At 46.5% G+C, this 22,391-nt stretch carries 25 protein-coding genes and 1 riboswitch; of the genes, 2 read left to right on the top strand and 23 right to left on the bottom strand.

The genetic code is table 11. From position 1 onward, the window contains the following. Window positions 1–2 precede the first annotated feature (2 nt). The 6 genes from ribD to M1E06_RS09185 form a co-directional block, all read right to left on the bottom strand. Window positions 3–1,091: a bifunctional diaminohydroxyphosphoribosylaminopyrimidine deaminase/5-amino-6-(5-phosphoribosylamino)uracil reductase RibD gene (gene ribD, locus M1E06_RS09210; RefSeq protein ID WP_035338486.1), complete on the bottom strand. Its 1,089-nt coding sequence runs from the start codon at window positions 1,089–1,091 to the stop codon at window positions 3–5. Window positions 1,092–1,200: 109 nt separating this feature from the next. Then, window positions 1,201–1,351, bottom strand: a riboswitch (FMN riboswitch). Between the two features lie 101 nt (window positions 1,352–1,452). After that, window positions 1,453–1,797 carry a hypothetical protein gene (locus tag M1E06_RS09205; RefSeq protein WP_020452015.1) on the bottom strand — a complete coding sequence of 115 codons (345 nt, stop codon included), beginning with the start codon at window positions 1,795–1,797 and terminating at the stop codon, window positions 1,453–1,455. Window positions 1,798–2,063: 266 nt separating this feature from the next. Then, a complete protein-coding gene (locus tag M1E06_RS09200; RefSeq protein WP_216904407.1) occupies window positions 2,064–4,253 on the bottom strand; it encodes an RNA ligase in 2,190 nt (729 codons plus the stop codon). Between the two features lie 216 nt (window positions 4,254–4,469). Then, a complete protein-coding gene (locus M1E06_RS09195; RefSeq protein ID WP_023857494.1) occupies window positions 4,470–4,739 on the bottom strand; it encodes a hypothetical protein in 270 nt (89 codons plus the stop codon). Then, window positions 4,729–5,859 carry a Rap family tetratricopeptide repeat protein gene (locus M1E06_RS09190; protein ID WP_043054368.1) on the bottom strand — a complete coding sequence of 377 codons (1,131 nt, stop codon included), beginning with the start codon at window positions 5,857–5,859 and terminating at the stop codon, window positions 4,729–4,731. The genes M1E06_RS09195 and M1E06_RS09190 overlap by 11 nt, the downstream gene beginning before the upstream one ends. A gap of 228 nt (window positions 5,860–6,087) precedes the next feature. Beyond that, complete coding sequence (locus M1E06_RS09185; RefSeq protein WP_020452019.1) at window positions 6,088–6,525, bottom strand: peptidylprolyl isomerase; 438 nt, start codon at window positions 6,523–6,525, stop codon at window positions 6,088–6,090. Between the two features lie 337 nt (window positions 6,526–6,862). Between M1E06_RS09185 and M1E06_RS09180 the strand changes: the two genes are divergently transcribed. After that, a complete protein-coding gene (locus M1E06_RS09180; RefSeq protein ID WP_020452020.1) occupies window positions 6,863–7,759 on the top strand; it encodes a DUF1002 domain-containing protein in 897 nt (298 codons plus the stop codon). On the opposite strand, the gene M1E06_RS09175 is transcribed toward M1E06_RS09180, so the two are convergent. Then, the gene (locus tag M1E06_RS09175) at window positions 7,756–8,616 is read right to left on the bottom strand and encodes a poly-gamma-glutamate hydrolase family protein (protein WP_023857497.1); all 861 of its coding nucleotides are present in this window, start codon (window positions 8,614–8,616) and stop codon (window positions 7,756–7,758) included. The genes M1E06_RS09180 and M1E06_RS09175 overlap by 4 nt on opposite strands. A gap of 259 nt (window positions 8,617–8,875) precedes the next feature. Then, the gene (gene lysA, locus M1E06_RS09170) at window positions 8,876–10,195 is read right to left on the bottom strand and encodes a diaminopimelate decarboxylase (RefSeq protein WP_020452022.1); all 1,320 of its coding nucleotides are present in this window, start codon (window positions 10,193–10,195) and stop codon (window positions 8,876–8,878) included. A 365-nt stretch (window positions 10,196–10,560) separates the two neighbouring features. Here lysA and M1E06_RS09165 point away from each other — a divergent pair, with 365 nt between their 5' ends. Continuing rightward, window positions 10,561–10,890, top strand: a complete 330-nt coding sequence (locus M1E06_RS09165; RefSeq protein ID WP_023857499.1) for a hypothetical protein — start codon at window positions 10,561–10,563, stop codon at window positions 10,888–10,890. Between the two features lie 44 nt (window positions 10,891–10,934). Here M1E06_RS09165 and M1E06_RS09160 read toward each other — a convergent pair whose 3' ends face one another. The 15 genes from M1E06_RS09160 to M1E06_RS09090 form a co-directional block, all read right to left on the bottom strand. Continuing rightward, complete coding sequence (locus tag M1E06_RS09160) at window positions 10,935–12,407, bottom strand: spore germination protein (protein WP_035338481.1); 1,473 nt, start codon at window positions 12,405–12,407, stop codon at window positions 10,935–10,937. Then, on the bottom strand, window positions 12,367–12,969 hold the full coding sequence (locus M1E06_RS09155; RefSeq protein ID WP_020452025.1) for a stage V sporulation protein AE: 603 nt from the start codon (window positions 12,967–12,969) through the stop codon (window positions 12,367–12,369). Before M1E06_RS09155 ends, M1E06_RS09160 begins: the two co-directional genes overlap by 41 nt. Window positions 12,970–12,975: 6 nt before the next feature. After that, window positions 12,976–13,326, bottom strand: coding sequence for a stage V sporulation protein AE (gene spoVAE, locus M1E06_RS09150; RefSeq protein ID WP_020452026.1), 351 nt, complete (start codon window positions 13,324–13,326; stop codon window positions 12,976–12,978). A gap of 1 nt (window position 13,327) precedes the next feature. Then, entirely contained in the window at window positions 13,328–14,347 is a 1,020-nt protein-coding gene (gene spoVAD, locus M1E06_RS09145) for a stage V sporulation protein AD (RefSeq protein ID WP_020452027.1), read from the bottom strand. 12 nt (window positions 14,348–14,359) lie between these two features. Continuing rightward, window positions 14,360–14,809 (bottom strand): stage V sporulation protein AC, encoded by a 450-nt coding sequence (spoVAC, locus tag M1E06_RS09140; protein ID WP_023857501.1) that lies wholly within the window; start codon window positions 14,807–14,809, stop codon window positions 14,360–14,362. Between the two features lie 13 nt (window positions 14,810–14,822). Further along, window positions 14,823–15,248, bottom strand: coding sequence for a stage V sporulation protein AB (locus M1E06_RS09135; protein ID WP_025811211.1), 426 nt, complete (start codon window positions 15,246–15,248; stop codon window positions 14,823–14,825). After that, entirely contained in the window at window positions 15,238–15,858 is a 621-nt protein-coding gene (locus tag M1E06_RS09130; protein WP_020452030.1) for a stage V sporulation protein AA, read from the bottom strand. Before M1E06_RS09130 ends, M1E06_RS09135 begins: the two co-directional genes overlap by 11 nt. A gap of 153 nt (window positions 15,859–16,011) precedes the next feature. Further along, the gene (gene sigF / locus M1E06_RS09125) at window positions 16,012–16,779 is read right to left on the bottom strand and encodes an RNA polymerase sporulation sigma factor SigF (RefSeq protein WP_020452031.1); all 768 of its coding nucleotides are present in this window, start codon (window positions 16,777–16,779) and stop codon (window positions 16,012–16,014) included. 12 nt (window positions 16,780–16,791) lie between these two features. Beyond that, on the bottom strand, window positions 16,792–17,232 hold the full coding sequence (spoIIAB, locus tag M1E06_RS09120; protein WP_048350199.1) for an anti-sigma F factor: 441 nt from the start codon (window positions 17,230–17,232) through the stop codon (window positions 16,792–16,794). Beyond that, window positions 17,229–17,582, bottom strand: a complete 354-nt coding sequence (gene spoIIAA / locus M1E06_RS09115) for an anti-sigma F factor antagonist (RefSeq protein WP_020452033.1) — start codon at window positions 17,580–17,582, stop codon at window positions 17,229–17,231. The genes spoIIAB and spoIIAA overlap by 4 nt, the downstream gene beginning before the upstream one ends. Window positions 17,583–17,675: 93 nt before the next feature. Beyond that, window positions 17,676–18,848, bottom strand: coding sequence for a D-alanyl-D-alanine carboxypeptidase family protein (locus tag M1E06_RS09110; protein ID WP_020452034.1), 1,173 nt, complete (start codon window positions 18,846–18,848; stop codon window positions 17,676–17,678). 157 nt (window positions 18,849–19,005) lie between these two features. Beyond that, complete coding sequence (locus M1E06_RS09105; protein ID WP_144498504.1) at window positions 19,006–19,812, bottom strand: purine-nucleoside phosphorylase; 807 nt, start codon at window positions 19,810–19,812, stop codon at window positions 19,006–19,008. Between the two features lie 20 nt (window positions 19,813–19,832). Then, window positions 19,833–21,017 carry a phosphopentomutase gene (gene deoB, locus M1E06_RS09100; RefSeq protein WP_043054372.1) on the bottom strand — a complete coding sequence of 395 codons (1,185 nt, stop codon included), beginning with the start codon at window positions 21,015–21,017 and terminating at the stop codon, window positions 19,833–19,835. A gap of 193 nt (window positions 21,018–21,210) precedes the next feature. Next, window positions 21,211–22,101: a site-specific tyrosine recombinase XerD gene (xerD, locus tag M1E06_RS09095; protein ID WP_023855928.1), complete on the bottom strand. Its 891-nt coding sequence runs from the start codon at window positions 22,099–22,101 to the stop codon at window positions 21,211–21,213. Between the two features lie 6 nt (window positions 22,102–22,107). After that, on the bottom strand, window positions 22,108–22,332 hold the full coding sequence (locus M1E06_RS09090) for a YqzK family protein (protein WP_023855929.1): 225 nt from the start codon (window positions 22,330–22,332) through the stop codon (window positions 22,108–22,110). Window positions 22,333–22,391: the final 59 nt, after the last annotated feature.

Below are 22,391 nucleotides of genomic sequence, written 5' to 3'. Positions count from 1 at the left end.
CCTTATTCTTTTATCGGTTTTGCCGCCAGCTTTATATCCTGGCCGATTTTGGTAATGGTTGTGAAATGCAGTAAGGGGACATCTTTCATCGATTGAAAGCCTTCACCGGAGAGGATGCTGGGAGATTGCAGCCCTCCGATTAATTTAGGGGCAAGATAGAAGATCATTTGCTGATAGAGTCCTTCTTTGACGAAGCTTGCGTGAACCGTCGCACCACCTTCGACAAAGACTGAAGCGATACCTCGGTCTGCAAGGTGCAGAAGCACGTCGCGCACCGGAAGTTCATCCGCATCCAGCACGGTTACCTGTACACCTTCTTTTTCCAGGTTCCGAACCTTTTCGGGATCTGCCTTGGACGTCGTGTAAATCCAGGTTGCCGCTGCTTTATCCTGAATGACTTTTGACTGAAGCGGGATTGACAGCGTCGTATCGAGAACGACACGCACCGGCTGATTCACTGCACCGGGGAGACGGCATGTCAAACTCGGGTCGTCTGCTTTTATTGTGCCCGATCCCACTAAAATACTCTGGTGGTTTTTTCGGTATTGGTGAGCGTCCATCCGCGCTTCTTCAGAAGTAATCCATTTGCTGTCGCCTGTTGCGGTAGCGGTTTTGCCGTCAAGGCTGGCAGCTGATTTTAATGTCACATACGGAAGGCCTGTCCGCATAAAATGCATGAACTTTTCGTTCAGCTCTTCCGCCTGTTCTTTGAGAACGCCTGTTTCGACCTCGATCCCGGCACTTCTCAGCATCCCGATTCCTCTTCCGGAAACGAGCGGATTCGGATCTTCGGCCGCCACGACTACCCGCTTCAAACCGGAACGGATAATCAGTTCCGCGCAAGGAGGCGTTTTGCCGTAATGGCTGCACGGTTCAAGCGTCACATAAATGACGGCTCCTTCCGCATGGCGGCCTGCCATTTGAATGGCGTGCACTTCTGCATGCGCTTCGCCGTATTTTAAATGAGCCCCCATTCCGACCACTTCACCGTCTTTGACGACAACGGCTCCGACAAGCGGATTGGCTCCTGTCTGACCTTCACCCTGCTTCGCAAGCTCCAATGCAAGATTCATATAATGCGCATCTGTCATGAATTTCCCTCCCTTCTTCCAAAAAAATAACCCCGGATGTCGATCCGGGGGGTTGTTTTTGTGCATGAGAAATAAAACTATGCATCATCATTATTTTTCACATAGTCTCTTCATCCTTCTCCCATCCAGACTTTCACTGTCGGCTTCAGCTTCTCACTGAATCCACCGCTTTGCACGAAGCACAGCGGGTCACGGGCTCTAAAGCTGTCTCTCGCTTTATTACCGCCGGTCGGGATTTTCACCCAGCCCCGAAGGATACAATCGATATTTACTTGTCCTTATGCGTAATTATAGCGGCCGCATATTAAAATTGCAATGAAAACTGCTTGCACAAAAAAACCCTCTGAGAAACAGAGGGTTTTTAATCTGCCACCTTGACGACTTTGATTAATCCGTCGATTCTGTTGGCATTAGAGAAGTAGGCCTTTACTTTGTCTCCTTCTTTAATGTCGGACAGATCCTGGTTGAGATTTTTCGCATTGAAAATGATCTTCGTTCCGTTATCTGATACCCCGTGGTATTCAGTGCCGTCAATTTTGGTGATCTTATATTGATAAATGGTATAGTTCTTTTCCTCAGATGAGACGGTTTGGCTGAGCGCCGTTGAGACATCTTGAACGCTTCCGTTTTTTAAATAATAAAAGCCTCCGGCCAGTACGGCAGCCAAAACGAGCAGAACCGTGAGCTTGAATCTTATTTTCCCCATGATCAAAACCTCCAGAACACGTTCTGAACTATCCTATGTTTATTTCCTGTGAATGATGAAATAAAACATGTTCGATTCAGACGGAAAATATGTGGTTTTTAAGTATAACGCAAAATGAAGGGAAATCGTTTCATATTCAGACGAAATACTACTTATAACCTACGAATGTACATTCTGGTTTAGGGGTGTGTGTGAAAACAAGCTTGAAAATTGAGTCTAAATAACTATGTTCCAAGAAACCGACCGTTTGTTCTGTTTTCTTCGCTTTAGGTTTCGCTGTAAAAGTCGTTTCGGATGGTGATAACGGACTGATTTTTAAGATACTCGCTGTCTTTCGTTTTGGCCCAGGCGAGAAACTTCACATGCTCGGAATGGAACAGGGCCTCGTGATGGGGCGAGCGACCAGCAGCCGCGCCGAGTCTGTGCTTGATACCGCGCACGAACTTCCAATATTGATAGAAAGGCAGTTTTAATTTTGTCATAAATCCTGCCGAGTCTTCAATCACATATCCTTCTTCTTCAATCGACGGGTCATTTGACACAGACAGGTACCATTTATAAAAATCGGTCCACTGGTCAAAAGAAATGACTTTTTGCTTACATTCTACGCGAAATGTCTCAGCAAAACAGAGGACATCTTCATACGGCAGCTTTTCATATTTCATCTGTCTTTTGACAATGTCGAGAAGGACAAGCTTATCCGATTTGTACTCGATAATGTGCGGATCTTTTTCTGGCAGCACGACTTCAAACACTAACGAAACATTGCGTGTTTTTACATATTCTTTTATATCCTCAATCTGAGATGCGTCAAACGTTTTGTGAAACAGCTCTTCCACCCATTTCGCATGGCCGTCTTTTTGTCCGCTTGCCGATGTATAAGATTTTGAGGTGAAGACGAGCTCATCGGTTTCAGAATTGTAGCCGACCGTTCCCAAAAATCCATTCGCCTTATCATAAACAGTGACCGGAAAGCGCAGCGTGTTAACGAGAACATGCATTTTCGTCGTCAGGCGTTCATCGATGTTGAAAAATTTGTTGTAGCTTCTGCTGACGATTTCCTTGGTGTTTCTGTTGATAAACAGCCCTCTTGCCTTCATGCTGACGCTGTCCCATTTTCTCTCCTGAAAAGCCTTCCTCGTAAAGTTAAAAGAGGAAATGCCTCCGGCTAATTTTTGCTCAGATACATAATCGTGTTCGTCCAAATGCTTTAGAAAATGGTCGACTGTCAGCTCCTCGTGTTCGTGATGAGAATCAAGCGAAGGAGCGGACGTTTTAAACACATCATTTTTTATCTCATGTGTTTGAATGCCAGACCGATCGATGGTGACAACCCTTAAATGCCCGCCGTGCTCCACCTGCCCTTCCAGGTTATATGATTTTGCGGCTGCATGCACTGGAAGCCGGAACATGTTTCTGTGCCCGTGGATTTGAATGATGTTCCGCCCTTCCATATTTTTCGTAAAGACATGGTCGATATCTGTCTCATATCCGCCGACACCGTTGATCAGCTGGCTGGTAGCTGTAAGCAGAAGGTTGTCAGGAAGCGCGGAAATACCTCCGTGCGTGATGATGTAAGTATCTTCTCCATACGTGAAGTAGACAATTTGGTGGAAGCGCCTGGCCAGTTCCCTGATATCTTTTTTGTCAAAGCCTGCTTTGTCTAATTCCGGTTTTGTCTTCTTGTTGAATACACTGCTTCTTGTTTCTTCATCATGCCCGTATTGCTTCAAATATTTATCATGATTTCCTTCGAGCAAAATCACATTTTTACGATCTTTGATACTGAGCAGGAATTGAACGACTTTTGCGTTTTCTATTCCTCTATCAAGCATGTCACCTGTAAAAATATATAACTCGTCATCTTCGAGTCTGCCTTTCAAATAAGAATCCAGCACCGTAAAACAGCCGTGCACATCCCCGATCACATGTATTTTTTCATAACTGTCGAGCCGCCTCGGCTTATACTGCATCACATCGTCAAATTCTTCCGGCTTGATGACCGTTGTCCAGGAAGGCGCCGGTTCGGTTAAAATCCGCTCGTGCATGGCGTGAACCACGCTGTCGGGCACCCGCTTATGCTCAGCCCTCTCCCGGTTTCTCAACAGAGCGGTCTCAAGCGGAATATCGGAAAAATCAACCACATACGCTCTGTAGCGATACTTTAAAACGAGAGCTTTATAGCTTGAAATCATGCTTGGTTTCGCATGTGTGGCATCAACAACGGTGAATTCCCCCCTTTCCATCCTTTCTTCAAGGAGAGTGAACAAAAGCTTCCATACTTTTCCGTCATTTTTTTGAGAAATGTCGTATTTCCCTTCCAAATTTAACACGGGTGACTGATGGATCAGCCTCAGCTGATCAGCAGACAGTGTATATTGATTCAATTGATGATCCCTGATCCAGGTTGATTTTCCGGTGCCAGGGCAGCCTCTAAGCAGTACCAAAGTCCTCATTATTGATCTCCTTATTTAGTTCTGATAAGTTTTATTATAAAAAAATTTAGCATTCCTTCCAAGGATATACGTCCTTATTTGCATTTTGTTTCAAAAAATAAACAAAAAACACCCCCTAAAGGGGACTTTTTACGTGTTATTTCACACCTATCCTCTTTTTATCGGACATAAAAAAGGCAGTGCTCATATAAGCGAGCACTGCCCTTTGACGGAATATTATGTTACATTTCGTTCTCCGATATGAATCGGTGACGTTTTGGCAGATGTTACGTTTCTCTCAGCAACATGTACCGGTGCGGATGTTACATTTCTCTCAGCGATTTGCACCGGTGTGGACGTTACGTTTCTCTCGGCGATTTGCGTCGGTGCGGACGTTACATTTCTCTCGGCGACTTTCATACCATCTGTTTGCGTCATCAGCACAGCACTTGCCAGAGAAAGTCCTGCTACTGAAGCAGCGGCGGTTAACAACAGTTTAGATTTCATACGACCAGTCCCCTTTTTTCATTTGTTTTCGAGCACTGAATACCGTTTGATAGAAATAAACAGAGTCGCTCAAGCGCCCAATTTCATTATAGTATTCAGCAGCTTCCAATGCCAAGTCCTCAATATCGGGATACATCTTTTTTGACCCGAGCAGCTGAAAAGTTTCCAGCATTTGAGCTCTTCCGTCATCATCAAGATACAAGGCTTTCAAAAAATGAAATTTTGATAGATAGATCGAATCGTCTGATCGCCGGGCGATGTCAATCCCTTTGTTTAACGCGTCATCCGCCTGTTCCAGCTGCTTCAGCTTGAAATATGCATGTGCAAGACTAAAAAACGCTTTTGGGAGAATATCTGATGACTCTTCTTGATAAATCGCAGCAGCTCTGTTGAAGTATTCAGCCGCCCGATTAAAATCCCCCATCTTATAATAGCAGTTACCCAAATTGTAATAGGTGTGTCCTTCCAATATGAGCTGGCCTTTCTCCTGTGAAAGCTTCAGCGCCTTTTCAAGATGCGAAAGCGCTTTTTCATTCGAATCCAGATCGTCATAGTTGCCTGCGATGACGAACTCGCATTGGATTCTCCGAACCGTGTAAGTTTCATGCGCCTGGTAGGTTTCAATCGCTTGAAGCGCATAGTTCATCGACACGTGGCTCTGTTTCATATGATAAAACACTTCAGCCATTTTAAAATGAAACTCTGCTCTCTCTATTTCGTCCTCGACATGCAGCAGCTTTTTTTCGGCGCGCCTGTAAAAAGAGATCGCTTTAATATAATCATGGTTTTTATATTCATACATCCCTCTAAAAAAATTGAAATAATATTCAAGCAGGCCTGTCAGCTTTCCTTGTTCATCTTCGATATCTTTTAATATTTCAGAAAAGTCAGGCGGGGTTTCGCCTTCTTCCAATGGTTTTACGTAATCAAGCATGATTCTGTGTCTGAATTCCATTAAGGCGTAATACAATAATAAGTCTTGATCTTCTTCCATTTGAGAAATTTCGCGCTCAATTTCTGCCTTCAGCATTTCGGCGTCCGTAACATTGAATTTGCGTATCGCGTTATACCAGTCATTAATTTTTACGCCGACTGCAGTCGATGGGATTTTTACGCTCACCCCTTACGCCCCTTCCTTTTGTACAGATTGCGTTCTCTTTCTAGCTCTTCACTTGAATATATTTTACATAAAGGGTCATTTTTTCACAATTATTTTATTTATTAGGATCATCATTTCCTAGCAAAACGCGGTCGAAGAATCGGTCCCTGGTCCTATTGCATCTGGAAAATGAACACCGTTTCAGACAAAAAACAGCCCGGCTTAGCGGGCTGTTTCTTCGCTTTCTAATTATGCGTCAAATACTTCGACTTTTTCCATGCCTTGTCCCTGCTCCATTGAAGTGACAGCATCAAGACCTGATGTGACTTTTCCAAAAACAGTGTGTACGCCGTTCAAGTGCGGCTGAGGCTCATGGACGATAAAGAATTGGCTGCCTCCAGTATCTTTTCCTGCGTGAGCCATTGAGAGAGAACCGGCTTCGTGTTTATGCGGATTCCCTTCTGTCTCGCATTTAATCGTATATCCAGGTCCGCCTGTTCCGGTGCCGTGCGGGCAGCCTCCTTGGCTGACGAAGCCCGGAATGACGCGGTGGAACTTCAACCCGTCATAGAACCCTTCGTTTGCAAGTTTTTCAAAGTTGGCGACAGTTCCCGGCGCCGCTTCCGGATATAGTTCAAACTCGATTTTTTTGCCGTTTGTCAGTTGTATGTATCCTTTTTTAGCCATCTTGATTCTCTCCTTTCATTTCACAAGGGTCATTATATCATATCAAAGAAGCACAGAGCCAATCTACCTGAAATAAACGGCGCTCTTGCATCACTTTTGTAAAAGATTTTAAAAAAAGGTTGAATCGCCTGTGAAAATCATGAATGATAAAAGAGCGGTGTGATACGATACCCGGAGGGCATTTGACTTGAAGAAAAATGGATCTCTTTTTTTCTTTGAAACCTCTCTCATCTTTCATCCGTCTATATTTCGGAACGCATTATTTCCGTTCCGGCAGGCTTCTTTAAAAGTACAGCAATTCTGCCTGAAGCCTGCATTTTTAAGGAGGGCATTGAGCTTGAAAAAATCGATACTAGGAATCTTTACAGCATTGTGTCTGCTCATTTTCCCACAGGTCAGCTTTGCTGACGCCGCAGTGGGTGATGTGATCGTCACGCTGGGGAAAGACTTGTCAAGCCAGGACAGACAAAAGGTATTAAAAGAAATGAATGCGCCTGAAAATGCGACCATCATCGAGGTGACAAATGATGAGGAGCATAAATATTTAGGGGATTATATACCGAAAGCACAAATCGGAACAAGAGCGATTTCTTCTTCTTCGATTACCGTAGCGAAAAAAGGCACCGGTTTGGAAGTGCAGACACACAATATCAGCAGAATTACGGATGAAATGTATTTAAACGCGCTGATGACAGCCGGTGTAAAAGACGCTAAAGTCTATATCACTGCACCATTTGAAGTATCAGGCACAGCCGCTTTGACCGGTTTAATGAAAGCCTATGAAACGACTTCGGGCGAAAAGATCTCCGAAGACGTGAAAAAAGTCGCGAATGAAGAGCTAGTCACCACTTCAGAGCTTGGCGAGAAAATCGGCAGTGAGAATGCATCAGCGCTGATGGCCAAAGTCAAGGAAGAAATCTCGAAAAACGGGGTTCCCGAATCAAAAGAGGAATTGGAAAAAACGATTGATTCCGCCGCTTCCGATCTGGGCGTGACGCTCACAGAGGATCAGAAAAAATCTCTCATGTCTTTATTTAATAACATGAAAAATATTAATATCGACTGGAACCAGGTTGGAGACCAGCTTGACAAAGCAAAAGATAAAATCACGAAATTCCTGGATTCTGAAGAAGGACAAAATTTCCTTCAAAAACTGATCGACTTCTTTGTGTCTCTGTGGAATGCCATCGTTTCCGTATTCACCGGCGGCGGCACCTCAGAGTCCAACGGTTAACACAACCGCCAAAACACCTCCTTTTTCAATTGAAGGGGGTGTTTTATTTTTGCAGAGGGGAAGTCCCCTCCGTCTTCTTCATAGTTTTCGTGAATAAAATCGGTCAGCAGTTTTGTAAATCGGTAAAACGTTTCGTTTTGCGTCGCTGCCCTGTCTTTTAGCGTGAACCGATCAAATAAAGATTGGCGGAATCCTGTGCTCATTTCAAGCTGAATGCTCAGCCCGGAAAGCGACTTGTTGGCGATGTTATTCGGATGGGTTCCGGCGTACTTGTCGTCCGTCGCCAGCATTTCAGCGGCAAACCCCGAGCGATTCAGCTCATCAACCAATATTCTGATTTTAACGCGGTCTGTCCCGCCCACTTTAATAGCGCGGTCTTCACTGTAATAGCCGTGAAGCGACATGACATACTGGTGACTCGCAGTGATGGCGAGCGCCGCCGGCTCGTCAAAACGGGTGCTTGTAATGTGAAGATCCCTATTGCCTGATGATTTCAGCCCTTCAAACAAGTACAAGGAATAATTTTTCGCCACTTCATTGGCGATTTCACTTGTTCCGGGTTCGATGCCGCCTCCATGGATCGCCATGATGAGCATCGGCACTTTTGCGTCCTTCTCCGTCATTCGGTAAGACGCCGGATCTTCATTCCGCTTCAATTCTTCAAAGCTTGAATATTTATCAGCGGACTGTGTTGCAGGATGAGCCGCAGCAGAATATGGGAATGAAATCACAGCAGAAATTAATAAAATATTCACAGAACTGTTTATTGCTGTAAAACACTTCGCTATGTTACAATCAACACATTGCTTCAGGCACTGGAGCATGCGGTGGAGTAGGGATACTTTGGCCGGTTTCATCTACTCCGCCTCTAAATCCGCAAAATCAGCAAATCTCATCCTTTTCACCTTGATCATTGCCTTTACCATCTCCTTTGTTAAATTTTTGTTAAATTCCCAATATTATATACAATCAGCCCGGTCGCTGTTCTATGCATGTCATGATCTTTTTTGCAAAAAACACCCCCGATGGCCGGGAAATATTCTTCATGCGGCAAACGGGAAAAAATTCTTTTTTGAATAAAAAAATGGAGACCCCCTTGAGGGAATCTCCATTTTTTTATTGTTTTACTTTCGATTTCAGCGGCAGATCCAGCTTGACGATATCCTCATACGTCTCTCTCTGAATGACGAGCTGCGCTTCTCCATCCTCGACAAAAACGACGGCCGGGCGCGGAATGCGGTTGTAGTTGTTGGCCATGCTGTAGCCGTATGCACCGGTGCAGAAAACGGCGAGCACATCTCCGTCACGAACTTCGGGGATTTCCAAATCCCAAATCAGCATATCTCCGCTTTCACAGCATTTTCCTGCAATTGATACGGTATCATGACAAGCATCGTTCATCCTGTTGGCGACGGCCGCTTCATATTTTGCCTCATAAAGCGCCGGCCTGATATTATCGCTCATGCCGCCGTCAACAGCCACATATTTGCGAATGCCCGGCACCTCTTTTTGCGAACCGGTCGTGTACAGCGTGGTTCCCGCATCTCCGACGAGAGACCTGCCCGGTTCGATCCAAATCTCAGGGATGTCAAAGCCGAAATGCTCGGCATTTGCTTTGACCGCCTCGATGATTTTTTCAACATAGACATCGGCAGCGAGCGGCTCGTCGTCTTTTGTATAGCGGATGCCGAAGCCCCCGCCGAGATTGAGCACTTCCGGAATGAATGAGTAAGTCTCCCTCCATTCAGCGAGCTTTTCAAAGATCTTGTCTGCCGCAAGAACAAATCCCGCCGTATCAAAAATTTGCGAACCGATGTGGCAGTGCACGCCGAGGAGCTTAAACGCAGATGAGCGAAGGACTTGTTCGATGGCTTGTTCGACCTGCCCATTGTGCAGATCAAAACCGAATTTCGAATCTTCCTGTCCCGTCGTAATATAATCATGCGTGTGCGCTTCAACTCCCGGTGTGATTCTGAGCAAAACGTCTACAGTTTGTCCTGATTGCTTGCAAAGCTTTTCTGTAATGGCGATCTCGTGAAAGTTATCGAGCACGATGCAGCCGATTTGATGCTCCAGAGCCATGGCTAGTTCTTCAGGGCTCTTATTGTTTCCGTGAAAATGAATCCGTTCAGCGGGGAACCCTGCTTTGATCGCAGTAAAAAGCTCTCCTCCCGATACCACATCCAGAGACAGCCCCTCTTGTTCGGCAAGCTGAATCATGGCGACCGCTGAAAACGCCTTGCTTGCATACGCTACCTGCGCTTTTAAACCGGCTTCCCTGAATGCCTTCTGGAATTTTCGAGCGCGCTCTCTTATCAGCGCGACATCGTATACATAAAGAGGTGTTCCATATCTTTCTGCCAATGATAGAACATCGACACCGCCGATTTCGAGGTGTCCACTTTCATTTCGTCTGCTAGTACCATGTAAAAACAATTGTCATTCCCTCTTTCTCTATCTACAAAGGTGCAAGGGGCGGTCCGATTGCTGCCCGATGCATCTTCCGGCTTCATGATAGTGCGATTCTTATGTTGTATTATAACATTTCGTTTTAAAAACTAAACCACCATTTGTCCAAATTTTCTTGATTTACAAAGGGAATAATCCCCTAAAAAACCAATCCATTCTATTGATTATAGAATAACAGAAAACAGCACTTGATAGAAATAGGCATACATAACGTCCATTCAGTTAAAAAAAGAGCTGAAAAATCAAGATTATCGCCCATACAAATAGGCATTTACCTGAATATAATCTTAAAGATGAAAACTAAAAAAACGAAGTGGGAAAGAGGTTATCATATGTATCCAAACCGTTACCCCTACACCCCGGCTCCAGGCTATACACCGGAAGATGTATACGGCTCTTATCAGCCGGCTGTACATCATGAACAGCGAATTTACGAGCCTTATGAAGGGCAGATTATTACAGCTCCGGCGAATACGAGATTTTGGCGGAGAGGAACCGAGGTTTTCCTTCATTCGTCAACGTTTGACCCGTCCGGCCGCGAAATGCTGTATGTCGTCTATCCGATCAGAAGACAGAACAACATCTGCAGCCTCCGGGCAGTCGCGATCTCTGCGAACGAATACAGAGGCATCGGGACCCAAAGACCTGAATTCGATTACTGAAAAAGAGGCTTTTCCCCGGGGAAAAGCCTCTTGGAATACCGTCTTCACGGCTGTCTGGAGCGGTTTCGCGGATGAACGATGCTCGGCCTGACTTTTCCCCCGGGAACGGAAGTGCGCACGAGAACATGCCAAAACGCTTTTCCGTTGAACGGGAGGAGAGGCCATAAGTAAGGCGTCCGCAAGGATCTGATCGAAGTCATCACTATAGTTAAGATCGTTAATCCGATGACAAATCCCTCCACTTTAAAAAGCGCCACCAATATCAGCATAAACAGCTTCACCATTTTATTCGCCAGACTCAGCTCGTAGCTTGGTGTCGTGTACGCTCCGATTGCCGAGAGGGAAACGTATAAAATGACTTCGGGAGAAAACAAGCCGACATTGATCGCGATATCGCCGATCAATACGGCAGCGATCAGGCCCATTGCAGTCGAAAGCGCCGTCGGCGTATGAATGGCGGCCATTCTTAAAAATTCGACGCCGAGATCCGCCAGGAAAATCTGCATGATAATCGGGATATGAGTGTCTTTGTTTAAACCGATAAACGATAAATTATCAGGCAAGAGCGACGGCTGAATGACAAACAATAGCCAAAGCGGCAGCAAAAAGGTGGAGGCCAAAATACCGAAAAACCGCACCCACCTTAAAAACGTCCCAACAGCCGGTGTCTGTCTGTATTCCTCAGCATGCTGTACATGGTGAAACAAAGTCGTCGGCGTAATGATGACGCTTGGCGACGTATCGACGATCACGATGACATGCCCCTCTAAAATATGGCTTGCGGCTACGTCTGCCCTTTCCGTAAACCTGACAAGCGGAAACGGATTGAAGCCTTGGCCGACAATGAATTCCTCTACCGATTTATCCGACATCGGCAGTCCGTCGATCTTCACATTTTCAATTTCTTTTTTTAATACTTCAACAAGATCGGGATCTGCAACATCTTCCAAATAGCAAAGGCAGATGTCTGTTTTGGAGCGTTCACCGATATGAAGCATTTTATAGCGCAGGCGTTCATCTCTGATCCGGCGTCTGATCAGGGCTGTGTTGACGATGATGTTCTCGACGAGCCCGTCTCTTGCACCGCGTACGACTTTTTCTGTATCAGGCTCTTCCGGCGTTCTGCCCGGATAGCTTCTGACATCAATGATAAATGCAAATCCCGCATCTTCGACGATGATGGCAACCAGTCCCGACAGCACTTGGTCCACCGCTTCATCAAGCGTTTCTGCTTTTGAAACCTGCTGGTTCAAAAGCCTGTTTTCGACAATGTCTTCGACCTCGCCCGACTCTTTTTCTTTATCATTGAGATGCACCAGTTCCCTTAACAGGTGAATGATGTATTGGGTGTCGCACAACCCGTTGACATAATAAAGCTGAACTTCATGGCCGAGGATAAAGACCTTGCGTACGCCAAGGTCAAAGCTTTCTCCCATGCCGACCCGCTTCTTGAAATACGCTTCATTCTTAGAAGGATCAAGGAATACGTTCGTCTTCTCTTGCTTTTGAGCACTCATGATACCCGCTCCTTTCTAAAATGAGCTCGACCGCTTTCATTGTAATCGGCGACCCTTTTTCCACATCGTCTTTTCTGTTCATTTTACCGATATCACCGATTCCGACGATGATCGGAACATCCAGCTGATCAAGGCAATAGACCGTGTCACCGTTCATTCGTTTGACATCGAGCTCTTTGACCCCGTGTTTATCGACGCCGAATTCCGTCAGTTCACCTTCCGCATCGATTGATACATCGATCCTTGTCCACTCTGCATAATGAGTTTTTGAAGCGACGGCGATGACCCCGAGCACCTCGATATCGGCATGCATCGCTACATATTTCATCGCTGTCTCTCCCGGCCCTTCGCCTTGAAGTCCGGAATCATCAAACATGACGAATACAGGATCATGAGGGGTTTCTAGGATCATGGATACAAGCTCCGGTCCCGTTTTAATGCTTGGATTCCCCGCCGATTGGGAAATACAGCGGCCGCCCGTTTTTCTTGCCGCATATTCGATTGCTTTTGCAGCGTATATATCGCCGTCTGTGACCAAAATGACCTTGCGTTTTGCTGGCATTATCCTTTATCCTTTCGGTTTAAAAATCACGGCAACAAGAAAAGCAAACAAGATAGCGGCAGATACACCGGCAGATGTCAGTTCGAATATCCCCATGCCGATTCCGATAAAGCCATGTTCCTCAGCCTGGTGCATCGCGCCGTGCAAAAGAGAATGGCCGAAGCTGACAATCGGGACTGTAGCCCCGGCACCGGCAAATTCGATAAAACGGTCGTAAAGGCCGAAACCGTCAAGGATCGCTCCTGATACGACAAAAGTTGACATGACATGAGCCGGCGTCATTTTAAAGATATCAAGCAAAAGCTGGCCGATGACGCAAATCAATCCTCCTGCAATAAAAGCAATGACATATTCCATCTTAAGCGTTCCCCCCTTCGGCCCGTTCAAATACGACGCCATGGGCAATGCATGGTATCGATTCTTTTTGCTGGACGATCGTCGGGCTTAAAAGGGCGCCTGTCGCTACAACAAGCACTCTGTTCAGCCTTCCCGCTTCAATTTCTTTAAAAATGTGGCCAAAGGTGACGACAGCGGAACAAGCACATCCGCTTCCGCCTGCAAAAACCTGCTGGTCAGGTGTATAGATCATCAGTCCGCAGTCATTATGTTTTGTCCCGACATTGATTCCTTCCTCTTTTAACAAATCCTTTAAAATCGGGCTGCCGACACCTGAAAGGTCGCCGGTTAAAATCAGATCGTAATCATCAGGGGTGCGTCCCAGATCCTCTAAATGCTGCTTGATCGTATCCGCCGCAGCGGGGGCCATCGCCGACCCCATATCCTGCGAATCGGTAATCCCCAAGTCGATAACTCTTCCGACGGTTGCACTGCTGATTTTGATGCCGCCGGGCTGCTGACTGAGGACGACTGCTCCGCTTCCGGTCACTGTGGATGTAGCGGTTCCCGGCTTTTGGCCGCCGTATTCCGTCGGGTAGCGAAACTGCCTTTCAGCAGTAGCATTATGACTGCTGGTTGCCGCTAGGGCACGCTTTGCGAACCCTCCGTCAATCAATGCCGAACTGATCGCGATCGATTCCATTGATGTCGAGCATGCTCCAAATAAGCAAAGAAAAGGAATTTTCAAATGCCTCGCCACATAGTTGGCTGTCACGTTTTGGTTGAGCAGATCGCCTGCCAAAAAGATATCGATGTCTTCCTTTTTAAGATTTTGTTTTGATAACGCGGTCTGAACCGCATCCTCCATCAGCTTGCGCTCTGCCATCTCCCAGTTTTTCTGGTTGCAGTGCATTTCATCATAGGTTTTGTCGAATAAGTGTCCAAGCGGACCTTCTTTTTCTTTAGGTCCGACCGCTGTTCCGCTTGAGTTAACAAACAGCGGGTTCTCGAACTCCCATGTTTGTTTTCCTGTTAATTTCATGATGTTTTCCTCCTAAAACAACTTGTCAAAGGCAAAGCGGATCATTCCCACAATATAAGCGGCCACAACGCCGAACACGATGACGTTTCCGGCAAGCTTGAACATGTTTGTCCCCACGCCGAGGACATAGCCTTCACTTTTATGCTCAAGGGCTGCACTCGTCATACTGTTGGCAAACCCTGTAACCGGAACGGCGGAACCAGCACCGGCAAACTGGCCGATTCTGTCGTAGACGCCAAGGCCTGTTAACAGAGCGGAGATTAAGATGAGCGTAGCAACCGTCGGGTTTCCAGCTGTTTTTTCATCAAAGTGGAATACGGCCATATAAAAATTCTGGAGAGCCTGGCCGATCGTACAGATCAGACCGCCGACAAGAAAAGCCTTGATACAGTTCAGGACATAAGGCGGCGTAGGCTGATAAGCTTTGACTTTCGATTGGTAATTATCTTTCAAATTTGACATCATATTCCTCCTTTTATGACAAATGAACAAAAATGAGCCATTGAAACATCGAGCCAAGGATCTTCCCGAACACAATGGCCATTAAAAGAATCAAAATCCTGTCCCCCATACCGATGCGTTTCGCCAGTATCGGAAGCACGTTCAACACTTCTGTCAGCGCCGCTGCAAGCATTCCGATGAAAACGCCCGCAAAAAGGCCGATCGGAACAAGCAGCCATTTGGATAAAAAAAAGCGGGACATGTTCAGCGATTCCCACCCTCCGAACACCGCGCCCAGAATGACAGCCCATTCATACGCCTGGATAAACCCTTGCGTTTTCGTCAGCTGAGTCAGTCTCGGGATAATGCCAAGCACGGTAAGAAAAGCGACAAATCCAGATCCAACCGCAATCCCTCCTGCGAGTCCGAGAAAGATGATAAAGATCACGCTAATGATCATGAATATCCTTTGTCGTTTCTTTGTTTTCGTGCAATGCCACATAATGGTCCAAATCAAGCTGATATTTAAACATCTCGACCTCCAGAGGACTCGGCTCCTCGTTAAACCGTTTTTTAAATAAATGATTAAAAAACAAAATCATGCCGAGACCGAGACCGATGCTGTACGGAATCTGCAAAAGGTATGGATAGCGGTTCTCCTTGCCCGTCACCATTTCGTAAAGCAAGATGTGTACGTCCCTCATGCTGACATCTTCATGAAAGTTCATGACAGCAAGGCCGGCACCGACGAACAGGAGCAGCCAGACGCCGACGAACAGTACGGGAGACAGCCCCCTTTTCGGATATTGGATCTCCACGATGGTTTCAGAACCGCCGACGGTTTGGACGTCAAGGTCAGGAAACGATTTATGTACAGCTTCGATCACCTTCATCACGTCCAACACCACCATGCTTTGATCCGCTTTGCTGACCTGATAAATAGGCAGCCGTTCAAGCTTTTCTTTGTATCGGCGGTCGCCCGCTACCTGTGCGATATGGCCGAGCAGAATCAATTCATCGGGATCGGCCTCAAGCCGGTGGCGGAGTCTGATAAAAACTTGACGTTCCATCTGGGTCACTTCCTATATGATGGTTATAGTTGTAGTATGAAGTACATCCCATTTATCATTCAGCAAGCGGCAAAAGACCATAAATTACCACGAAAAAAACCGGAACACTCTTTTTTGGAGCGTTCCGGTTTTTCATTAGACATCCGAGCAGCCTCAGCTTTCAAATTGATCCATCTGGTTTTTGATTTGCTTTAAAATCTTTTTTTCAAGCCTCGACACTTGCACCTGGGATATGCCGAGGCGGTCGGCAACTTCAGATTGCGTCTTGTCTTTGTAATACCTTAAATAAACAATCAGCTTTTCCCGTTCATCCAAATCCTTGATGGCTTCCTTCAAAGCGATTTTATCGAACCACTTCTCTTCCGACTGATCGGCGATTTGATCCAGAAGTGTAATCGGATCTCCGTCGTTTTCGTAAACCGTTTCATGAATGGATGAGGGAGAGCGGACCGCTTCCTGGGCCATCACGACCTCTTCCGAACTGATTTCGAGATAATCGGCGATTTCCTGAACGGTCGGAATCCGGCCGTTTGACTTGGAAAGCTCGTCTTTTGCCCGCCGGATTTTGTTGCCGAGTTCTTTCAGCGAGCGGCTCACTTTGACGGTTCCGTCATCTCTGATAAACCGCTGAATCTCGCCAATAATCATCGGGACGGCGTAGGTGGAAAACCGAACGTCATAGGAAAGATCGAATTTGTCCACCGACTTCAAGAGGCCGATGCAGCCGATTTGAAAGAGGTCATCAGGCTCATAGCCTCTGTTCAAAAAACGCTGAACGACTGACCAAACAAGACGCATGTTTTTTTCTATGAGGAGGTCCCTTGCTTTTTGATCGCCGTTCTGGCTGTTTTTAATCAGTTCTTTCACTTCATGGTCTTTAAGCTGAGTGTTCTGGTTTTCTTTTTTAACCTCCACATCCATAACAAATCTCCCTTAATTGCAAAGCGCTTTGCTTTTTGATAAGTGCTTTGTTAAGTGTATTGTGGTTCCCATCTCAGGTGAGGAGTCGATCGAGATATCATCCATGAAATTTTCCATGATCGTAAAGCCCATTCCCGACCGCTCGAGTTCAGGCTTTGTCGTGAACAGGGGCTGGCGCGCTTCCTCAAGATTAGGGATGCCGACTCCTTCGTCACGAATCGTTAAGTAGACGATATGATCATGAAGGGTGACGGAAATGTATACGTCTCCCTGCCCTGAGTTTTCATAACCGTGTATGATCGCGTTTGTGACCGCTTCGGATACGACCGTTTTAATTTCGGTCAGTTCATCCATCGTCGGGTCGAGCTGAGCGATAAAAGCAGCGACTGTCACCCGTGCAAACGATTCGTTTTGGCTGAGTGCCGTGAACTGGATATTCATTTCATTTTTCATGACGCCACCCCCAACGTTTCAAGTGCACGCTGCTCTGATTGCTCAAGGCGAATGATTTTAAACAGCCCGGACATATCAAATAAACGTTTAACAGCAGGAGAAATGGCGCAGACGATCATTTCTCCGCCGAGCTGTTTAATCTCCTTATATCTGCCGAGCACGACGCCAAGTCCTGAACTGTCCATAAACGAAAGGTCTGCAAGATTCATGACAATATGGCGAATACCGGATTGTTCCAGATGGTCACTGACTTGTTTTCTCAAGGTTTCTGCTGTATGGTGATCGAGTTCACCTGTCAACCGAATGCATAGTACGGATTCTTTGACGTGAATATCGATTCCGAGGCTCATCCTCATTCCTCCTTGGTTTAAATCGGATAATGAGTGTTTCGCTTCAGACTTTATAAATTCCTTCACCGTGACAAAACTAGTGACCGTTCGGCATTATTCACTCCACTTCGTCCAGTGGGTCATCGTCCGCTTGAACATCGTCCACATCCCTGCTTTATCCATGTCTTTTTCCGCGACAAGAGGGCTTTCAGCGAGAACCTTTCCGTCCTTTTTCAATACGAGCGTCCCAAGCTCTGTGCCTTTTTTGACAGGGGCCTGGATATCTTCCTTCTGTTTGATTTCTTTTTTAACAGCTTCGATATTTTCGCCTTTTTTCGTCAAAAGGGAAATCGGTTCCGATGTGACAAGGTTTATTTTTTGCTCATGGCCTTTATTGACCTTCAAATCGGAAATGATTTCATTGCGTTTATACATCGGATGCGTTTCATATTGGCTGAATGCAAAATCAAGCATTTTTGTGATTTGGGCATTTCGTTCTTTTGGCGTACTGGCACCAAAAACGACAGCGATGACGCGCATGTTTCCTTTTTTCGCTGAAGCTGTCAGGCAGTACTTTGCTTCATTTGTAAAGCCGGTCTTGACTCCGTCAACGCCGGGATAAAATTTGATGAGGCGGTTTGTGTTGACGAGCCAGAATTTTTTATCACTGTTTTCTCTCAGATAGTCTTCATATGTTCCCGTAAATTTCGTGATGTTTTCATATTTTAAAAGCTCTTTCGCCATGAGTGCCATGTCATAGGCTGTGCTGTAATGGCCTTCTTCAGGCAGACCTGTCGTATTTTGAAAAGATGTATCCTTGAGGCCGAGCTCAGCGGCTTTTTCATTCATTCTTTTGACAAATTCCTCTTCAGATCCGGCAATATGCTCTGCCATTGCCACAGAGGCATCATTACCCGATCCGATGGCGATCCCTTTCAGCATATCTTCAACCGTCATTTCTTCGCCGGGCTCAAGGAAAATTTGCGATCCCCCCATTGAAGCGGCATACTCGCTTGTTCTGACTTTGTCTTTCATTTTGATCTTGCCTTCATCAAGAGCTTCCATGATCAACAGCATGGTCATCACTTTTGTCATGCTGGCCGGGGGAAGCTTTTCACGGCTGTTCTTGTCATACATCACCTTACCGGTATCCCGCTCGATTAAAACGGCAGATTTTGCGTCATCAGCAAGCTCCGACGGTTTCTTTTCGCTCTCTTTTGCAAACGCCGGCGGCGCAGTCATCAGGATTATCGTAAAAATCAGCAATTTGGATAAATGACGTTTCATCACCCAGACCTCCATTTCGTAATCCTCTCTATTTTTTCCAATCCAGTTGGATTTATACGGATTGATTGGAAAAAATTTCTCATCAGGCAAAAAGAAAGAGCCAATGCAGGTTCTTATTTGAACTTGCATTGGCTCCCATTTCAACTTCGCGGCGGTTTTAGCCGATTTTGGCGACGGCCGCTTTAACAAACCGCAAAAAGTCGGCTTTTACTTTTTCGGTGACTTCGATCACTTCGTCATGGGAGAGCGGCTGATCGAGGATTCCGGCTGCCGCGTTTGATATACACGAAATGCCGAGCACGCGAAGGCCCGCATGTTTTGCAACGATGACTTCCGGAACCGTCGACATGCCGACAGCATCCGATCCGATCGTTCTGAGGAAGCGCACTTCGGCAGGCGTTTCGTATGTAGGTCCTGTGACGGCTGTGTAAACCCCTTCTTGTACACCGATGTTCAATTCTTCGGCTGTTTTTTTCGCCAAGAGGCGCAGTTCCTTATCATATGCGGATGACATGTCAGGGAATCTGACACCCAGCGAGGAATCGTTCGGCCCGATCAGCGGATTCGTTCCCATATAATTGATATGATCGGATATGATCATCAAATCGCCGGGACGGAACGATTCATTGACGCCGCCTGCGGCATTGGTCACAATTAAAGTCTCGATCCCGAGTTCTTTCATGACACGTACCGGGAAGGTTACCTTGTCCATTGAATATCCTTCGTAAAAATGAAAACGCCCTTGCATCGCGACGACTTGCACATTTTCAAGTCTGCCGATGACAAGCTGTCCGGCATGCCCTTCAACAGTGGAAACAGGAAAATCCGGGATGTCTTCATATTTAATGCGAACGGCGTCTTTTATCTCATCAGCAAGCACGCCAAGACCCGATCCCAAAATCAGGCCGACCGCCGGTTTGATTTCTGTTTTGCTTTTAATATAGTCTGCGGCATTTGCAATCATCTGTTTCACGTCGTTTCCTCCTATTTCAGCAGGGATAAAAAGCTTTTTCCGTACTTTGGCATATTCGTTTTAAAGTTGTCGGCAATCGTCGCGCCGATGTCCGCGAATGTATCTGCGAGCGGAAGCGCACCGGGCTTTTCGTGCTTTTTGCTGTATACAAGAAGCGGCACGTACTCCCTTGTATGGTCTGTGCCATGGTGAACCGGATCATTGCCGTGGTCGGCGGTAATGATGAGCAGATCGTCTTCACGCATCTTTTCAAATACTTCGGGAAGGCGCGCGTCGAATTCCTCGAGCGCTTTTCCGTAACCTTCAGGATCGCGGCGGTGCCCGAACAGCGCGTCAAAGTCCACGAGGTTTACAAAGCTGATCCCTGTAAAATCTTTGTCAAGCGTTTGCACCAGCTTATCCATCCCGTCCATATTCGATTTCGTTCTAAGCGATTCCGTAATGCCCTCGCCGTCGTAGATATCGGAGATTTTGCCGATCGCAATCACATCAAAGCTGTCATCTTTCAATTCATTCATTACGGTTCTGTCAAACGGCTTCAGCGCATAATCATGCCGGTTCGGCGTCCGTTTAAATTCGCCCGGCTTGCCGACAAACGGCCTCGCAATGACGCGTCCGACCATATATTTCTCGTCAAGCGTAAGCTCGCGCGCGATCTCGCAGATTTTGTACAATTCCTCGAGAGGCACGACTTCTTCGTGTGCGGCAATCTGCAGAACGGAGTCCGCTGAGGTGTAGACGATCAGCGCGCCGGTTTCCATATGCTCCGCACCGAGCTCATCCAAAATCGCAGTGCCTGATGCAGGTTTGTTTCCAATCACTTTTCTTCCGGACTTCTGTTCAAGTTCATGGATCAATTCGTCCGGAAAACCTTCGGGAAACACCTGGAAAGGTTTGTCTATGTAAAGTCCCATTATCTCCCAATGACCAGTCATCGTATCTTTTCCGTTTGAGGCTTCTTTCATTTTGCCGTAATAGGCAAGCGGCTCTTCTGCCTTTTCGACACCTTTGATTTCTCGGATATTGCTGAGTCCGAGCTTCGACATGTTCGGCAGGCGGATGCCTCCCATGTGTTCGGCAATATGGCCCAATGTATCTGCGCCTTTGTCATTAAATTGATCGGCATCAGGCGCCTCGCCGATTCCAACGGAATCCATCACAATTAAAAATACGCGGTTGTAATCAAATGCAGGCATTTGTCGGCCTCCTTTTTTTCTTTCTGTCAGCTGTAGGCTGTCACGCTTGGCATAAAAAAACCAAAATACCGCTATTAGCCAAGTATAAACCGTTTACACAACAGTTGACAATACGAACGGGAATAGTGAGAAACTTCCCGCAATTTGCTGCACACTCAACATGAAAAACCGTGCTTTCGCCTGTTCTTTTAGGCTATGCACGGGGATGGTATTGCTTATATACGTCTTTCAGCCTTGTTTTCGTCACATGTGTATAAATTTGCGTCGTCGAAATGTCGGCGTGTCCGAGCATTTCCTGAACGGCCCGGAGATCGGCTCCGTTTTCGAGCAGGTGTGTGGCGAATGAGTGCCTCAGTGTATGCGGCGTCAGCTCTTTATTAATTCCCGCTTCCAAGGCGATTTTCTTTAAATTTTTCCAAAACCCCTGCCGGCTCATCTGTCTGCCGTGGTGATTCAGAAACAGGGCGTCTTCGGAATTTTTTTTCAAAAGCTTTCCCCTCGCTTTTGACAGATATTCGCCGACCGCATGTGACGCCGCTTCGCCGAGCGGAACGATCCGCTCCTTTCTTCCTTTCCCGAAGCAGCGGATAAAGCCCATCGATAAATGGACATCGGACAGCTTTAATGCGATCATCTCGCTGACGCGGATTCCTGTCGCATACAGTAATTCCAGCATCGCTTTATCGCGGTAGCCGAACGGCCCCGTCAGCTTCGGCGTATCCAGAAGCGTTTCGACTTCCTGTAATGACAGCACCTTCGGGAGCGTCCGTTCCGTTTTTTGTGACTCAATATGGACGGACGGGTCCTGGGCCGTTACTTTTTCCCTCAGCAGAAACTGGTGAAAGCTGCGGATGGAAGCGAGATGCCTCGCAATCGTCTTACCGGATTTTCCGGCGTCTTTTAAATGCTTTAAAAACTGGATGATGGTAAGCCTTGTCACCTGGTCAAAAGAGCTCAGCTGCTCCTGTTCCTCTAAATAGGCGGCGTAGCTGTTCAAATCCCGTTCATAGCTCACAACCGTGTTGTGGGAAAGCCCCCGTTCAACAACGGCGTAGTGGATAAAGTCTTTAATATGAACTTTCACGCTATCCTACTCCCCGTTCAAATAAAAAAAGATTAACCGGTTAAACCAGCTGCCCTGCTCGTCCCCTTCCATCGAGGCGACCTTGAGGGCTGCTCCTTCAGGTTTATCATACCGATGATAGTTTTCATACTCTGAATTTATCCATATCATAGCATAATAAAACAAGACGGTAAAACCGGTAAACAGCACGAACACCTTGATCATATCGGCAGCCGTTTTCAGCATTTTCATACGGTTTCAGGTCCCTTCTTTTGATTCGATTACTAAAACTTATGCCAAATGAGACAAGT

The organism is Bacillus sp. AK124 (assembly GCF_053903085.1).
The sequence above is the reverse complement of the archived record's forward strand: the minus strand, read 5'-3'. Positions and strand labels throughout refer to the sequence as shown.

Excerpts from the sequence above, each read along its gene's own strand:
- ribD (WP_035338486.1), bottom strand. The coding sequence starts at position 1,091 with ATGACAGATGCGCATTATATGAATCTTGCATTGGAGCTTGCGAAGCAG.
- M1E06_RS09205 (WP_020452015.1), bottom strand. The coding sequence starts at position 1,797 with ATGGGGAAAATAAGATTCAAGCTCACGGTTCTGCTCGTTTTGGCTGCC.
- M1E06_RS09200 (WP_216904407.1), bottom strand. The coding sequence starts at position 4,253 with ATGAGGACTTTGGTACTGCTTAGAGGCTGCCCTGGCACCGGAAAATCA.
- M1E06_RS09195 (WP_023857494.1), bottom strand. The coding sequence starts at position 4,739 with ATGAAATCTAAACTGTTGTTAACCGCCGCTGCTTCAGTAGCAGGACTT.
- M1E06_RS09185 (WP_020452019.1), bottom strand. The coding sequence starts at position 6,525 with ATGGCTAAAAAAGGATACATACAACTGACAAACGGCAAAAAAATCGAG.
- M1E06_RS09175 (WP_023857497.1), bottom strand. The coding sequence starts at position 8,616 with ATGAAACCGGCCAAAGTATCCCTACTCCACCGCATGCTCCAGTGCCTG.
- M1E06_RS09165 (WP_023857499.1), top strand. The coding sequence starts at position 10,561 with ATGTATCCAAACCGTTACCCCTACACCCCGGCTCCAGGCTATACACCG.
- M1E06_RS09160 (WP_035338481.1), bottom strand. The coding sequence starts at position 12,407 with ATGAGTGCTCAAAAGCAAGAGAAGACGAACGTATTCCTTGATCCTTCT.
- M1E06_RS09155 (WP_020452025.1), bottom strand. The coding sequence starts at position 12,969 with ATGCCAGCAAAACGCAAGGTCATTTTGGTCACAGACGGCGATATATAC.
- spoVAE (WP_020452026.1), bottom strand. The coding sequence starts at position 13,326 with ATGGAATATGTCATTGCTTTTATTGCAGGAGGATTGATTTGCGTCATC.
- spoVAD (WP_020452027.1), bottom strand. The coding sequence starts at position 14,347 with ATGAAATTAACAGGAAAACAAACATGGGAGTTCGAGAACCCGCTGTTT.
- spoVAC (WP_023857501.1), bottom strand. The coding sequence starts at position 14,809 with ATGTCAAATTTGAAAGATAATTACCAATCGAAAGTCAAAGCTTATCAG.
- M1E06_RS09135 (WP_025811211.1), bottom strand. The coding sequence starts at position 15,248 with ATGATCATTAGCGTGATCTTTATCATCTTTCTCGGACTCGCAGGAGGG.
- M1E06_RS09130 (WP_020452030.1), bottom strand. The coding sequence starts at position 15,858 with ATGGAACGTCAAGTTTTTATCAGACTCCGCCACCGGCTTGAGGCCGAT.
- sigF (WP_020452031.1), bottom strand. The coding sequence starts at position 16,779 with ATGGATGTGGAGGTTAAAAAAGAAAACCAGAACACTCAGCTTAAAGAC.
- spoIIAB (WP_048350199.1), bottom strand. The coding sequence starts at position 17,232 with ATGAAAAATGAAATGAATATCCAGTTCACGGCACTCAGCCAAAACGAA.
- spoIIAA (WP_020452033.1), bottom strand. The coding sequence starts at position 17,582 with ATGAGCCTCGGAATCGATATTCACGTCAAAGAATCCGTACTATGCATT.
- M1E06_RS09110 (WP_020452034.1), bottom strand. The coding sequence starts at position 18,848 with ATGAAACGTCATTTATCCAAATTGCTGATTTTTACGATAATCCTGATG.
- M1E06_RS09105 (WP_144498504.1), bottom strand. The coding sequence starts at position 19,812 with ATGATTGCAAATGCCGCAGACTATATTAAAAGCAAAACAGAAATCAAA.
- deoB (WP_043054372.1), bottom strand. The coding sequence starts at position 21,017 with ATGCCTGCATTTGATTACAACCGCGTATTTTTAATTGTGATGGATTCC.
- M1E06_RS09090 (WP_023855929.1), bottom strand. The coding sequence starts at position 22,332 with ATGAAAATGCTGAAAACGGCTGCCGATATGATCAAGGTGTTCGTGCTG.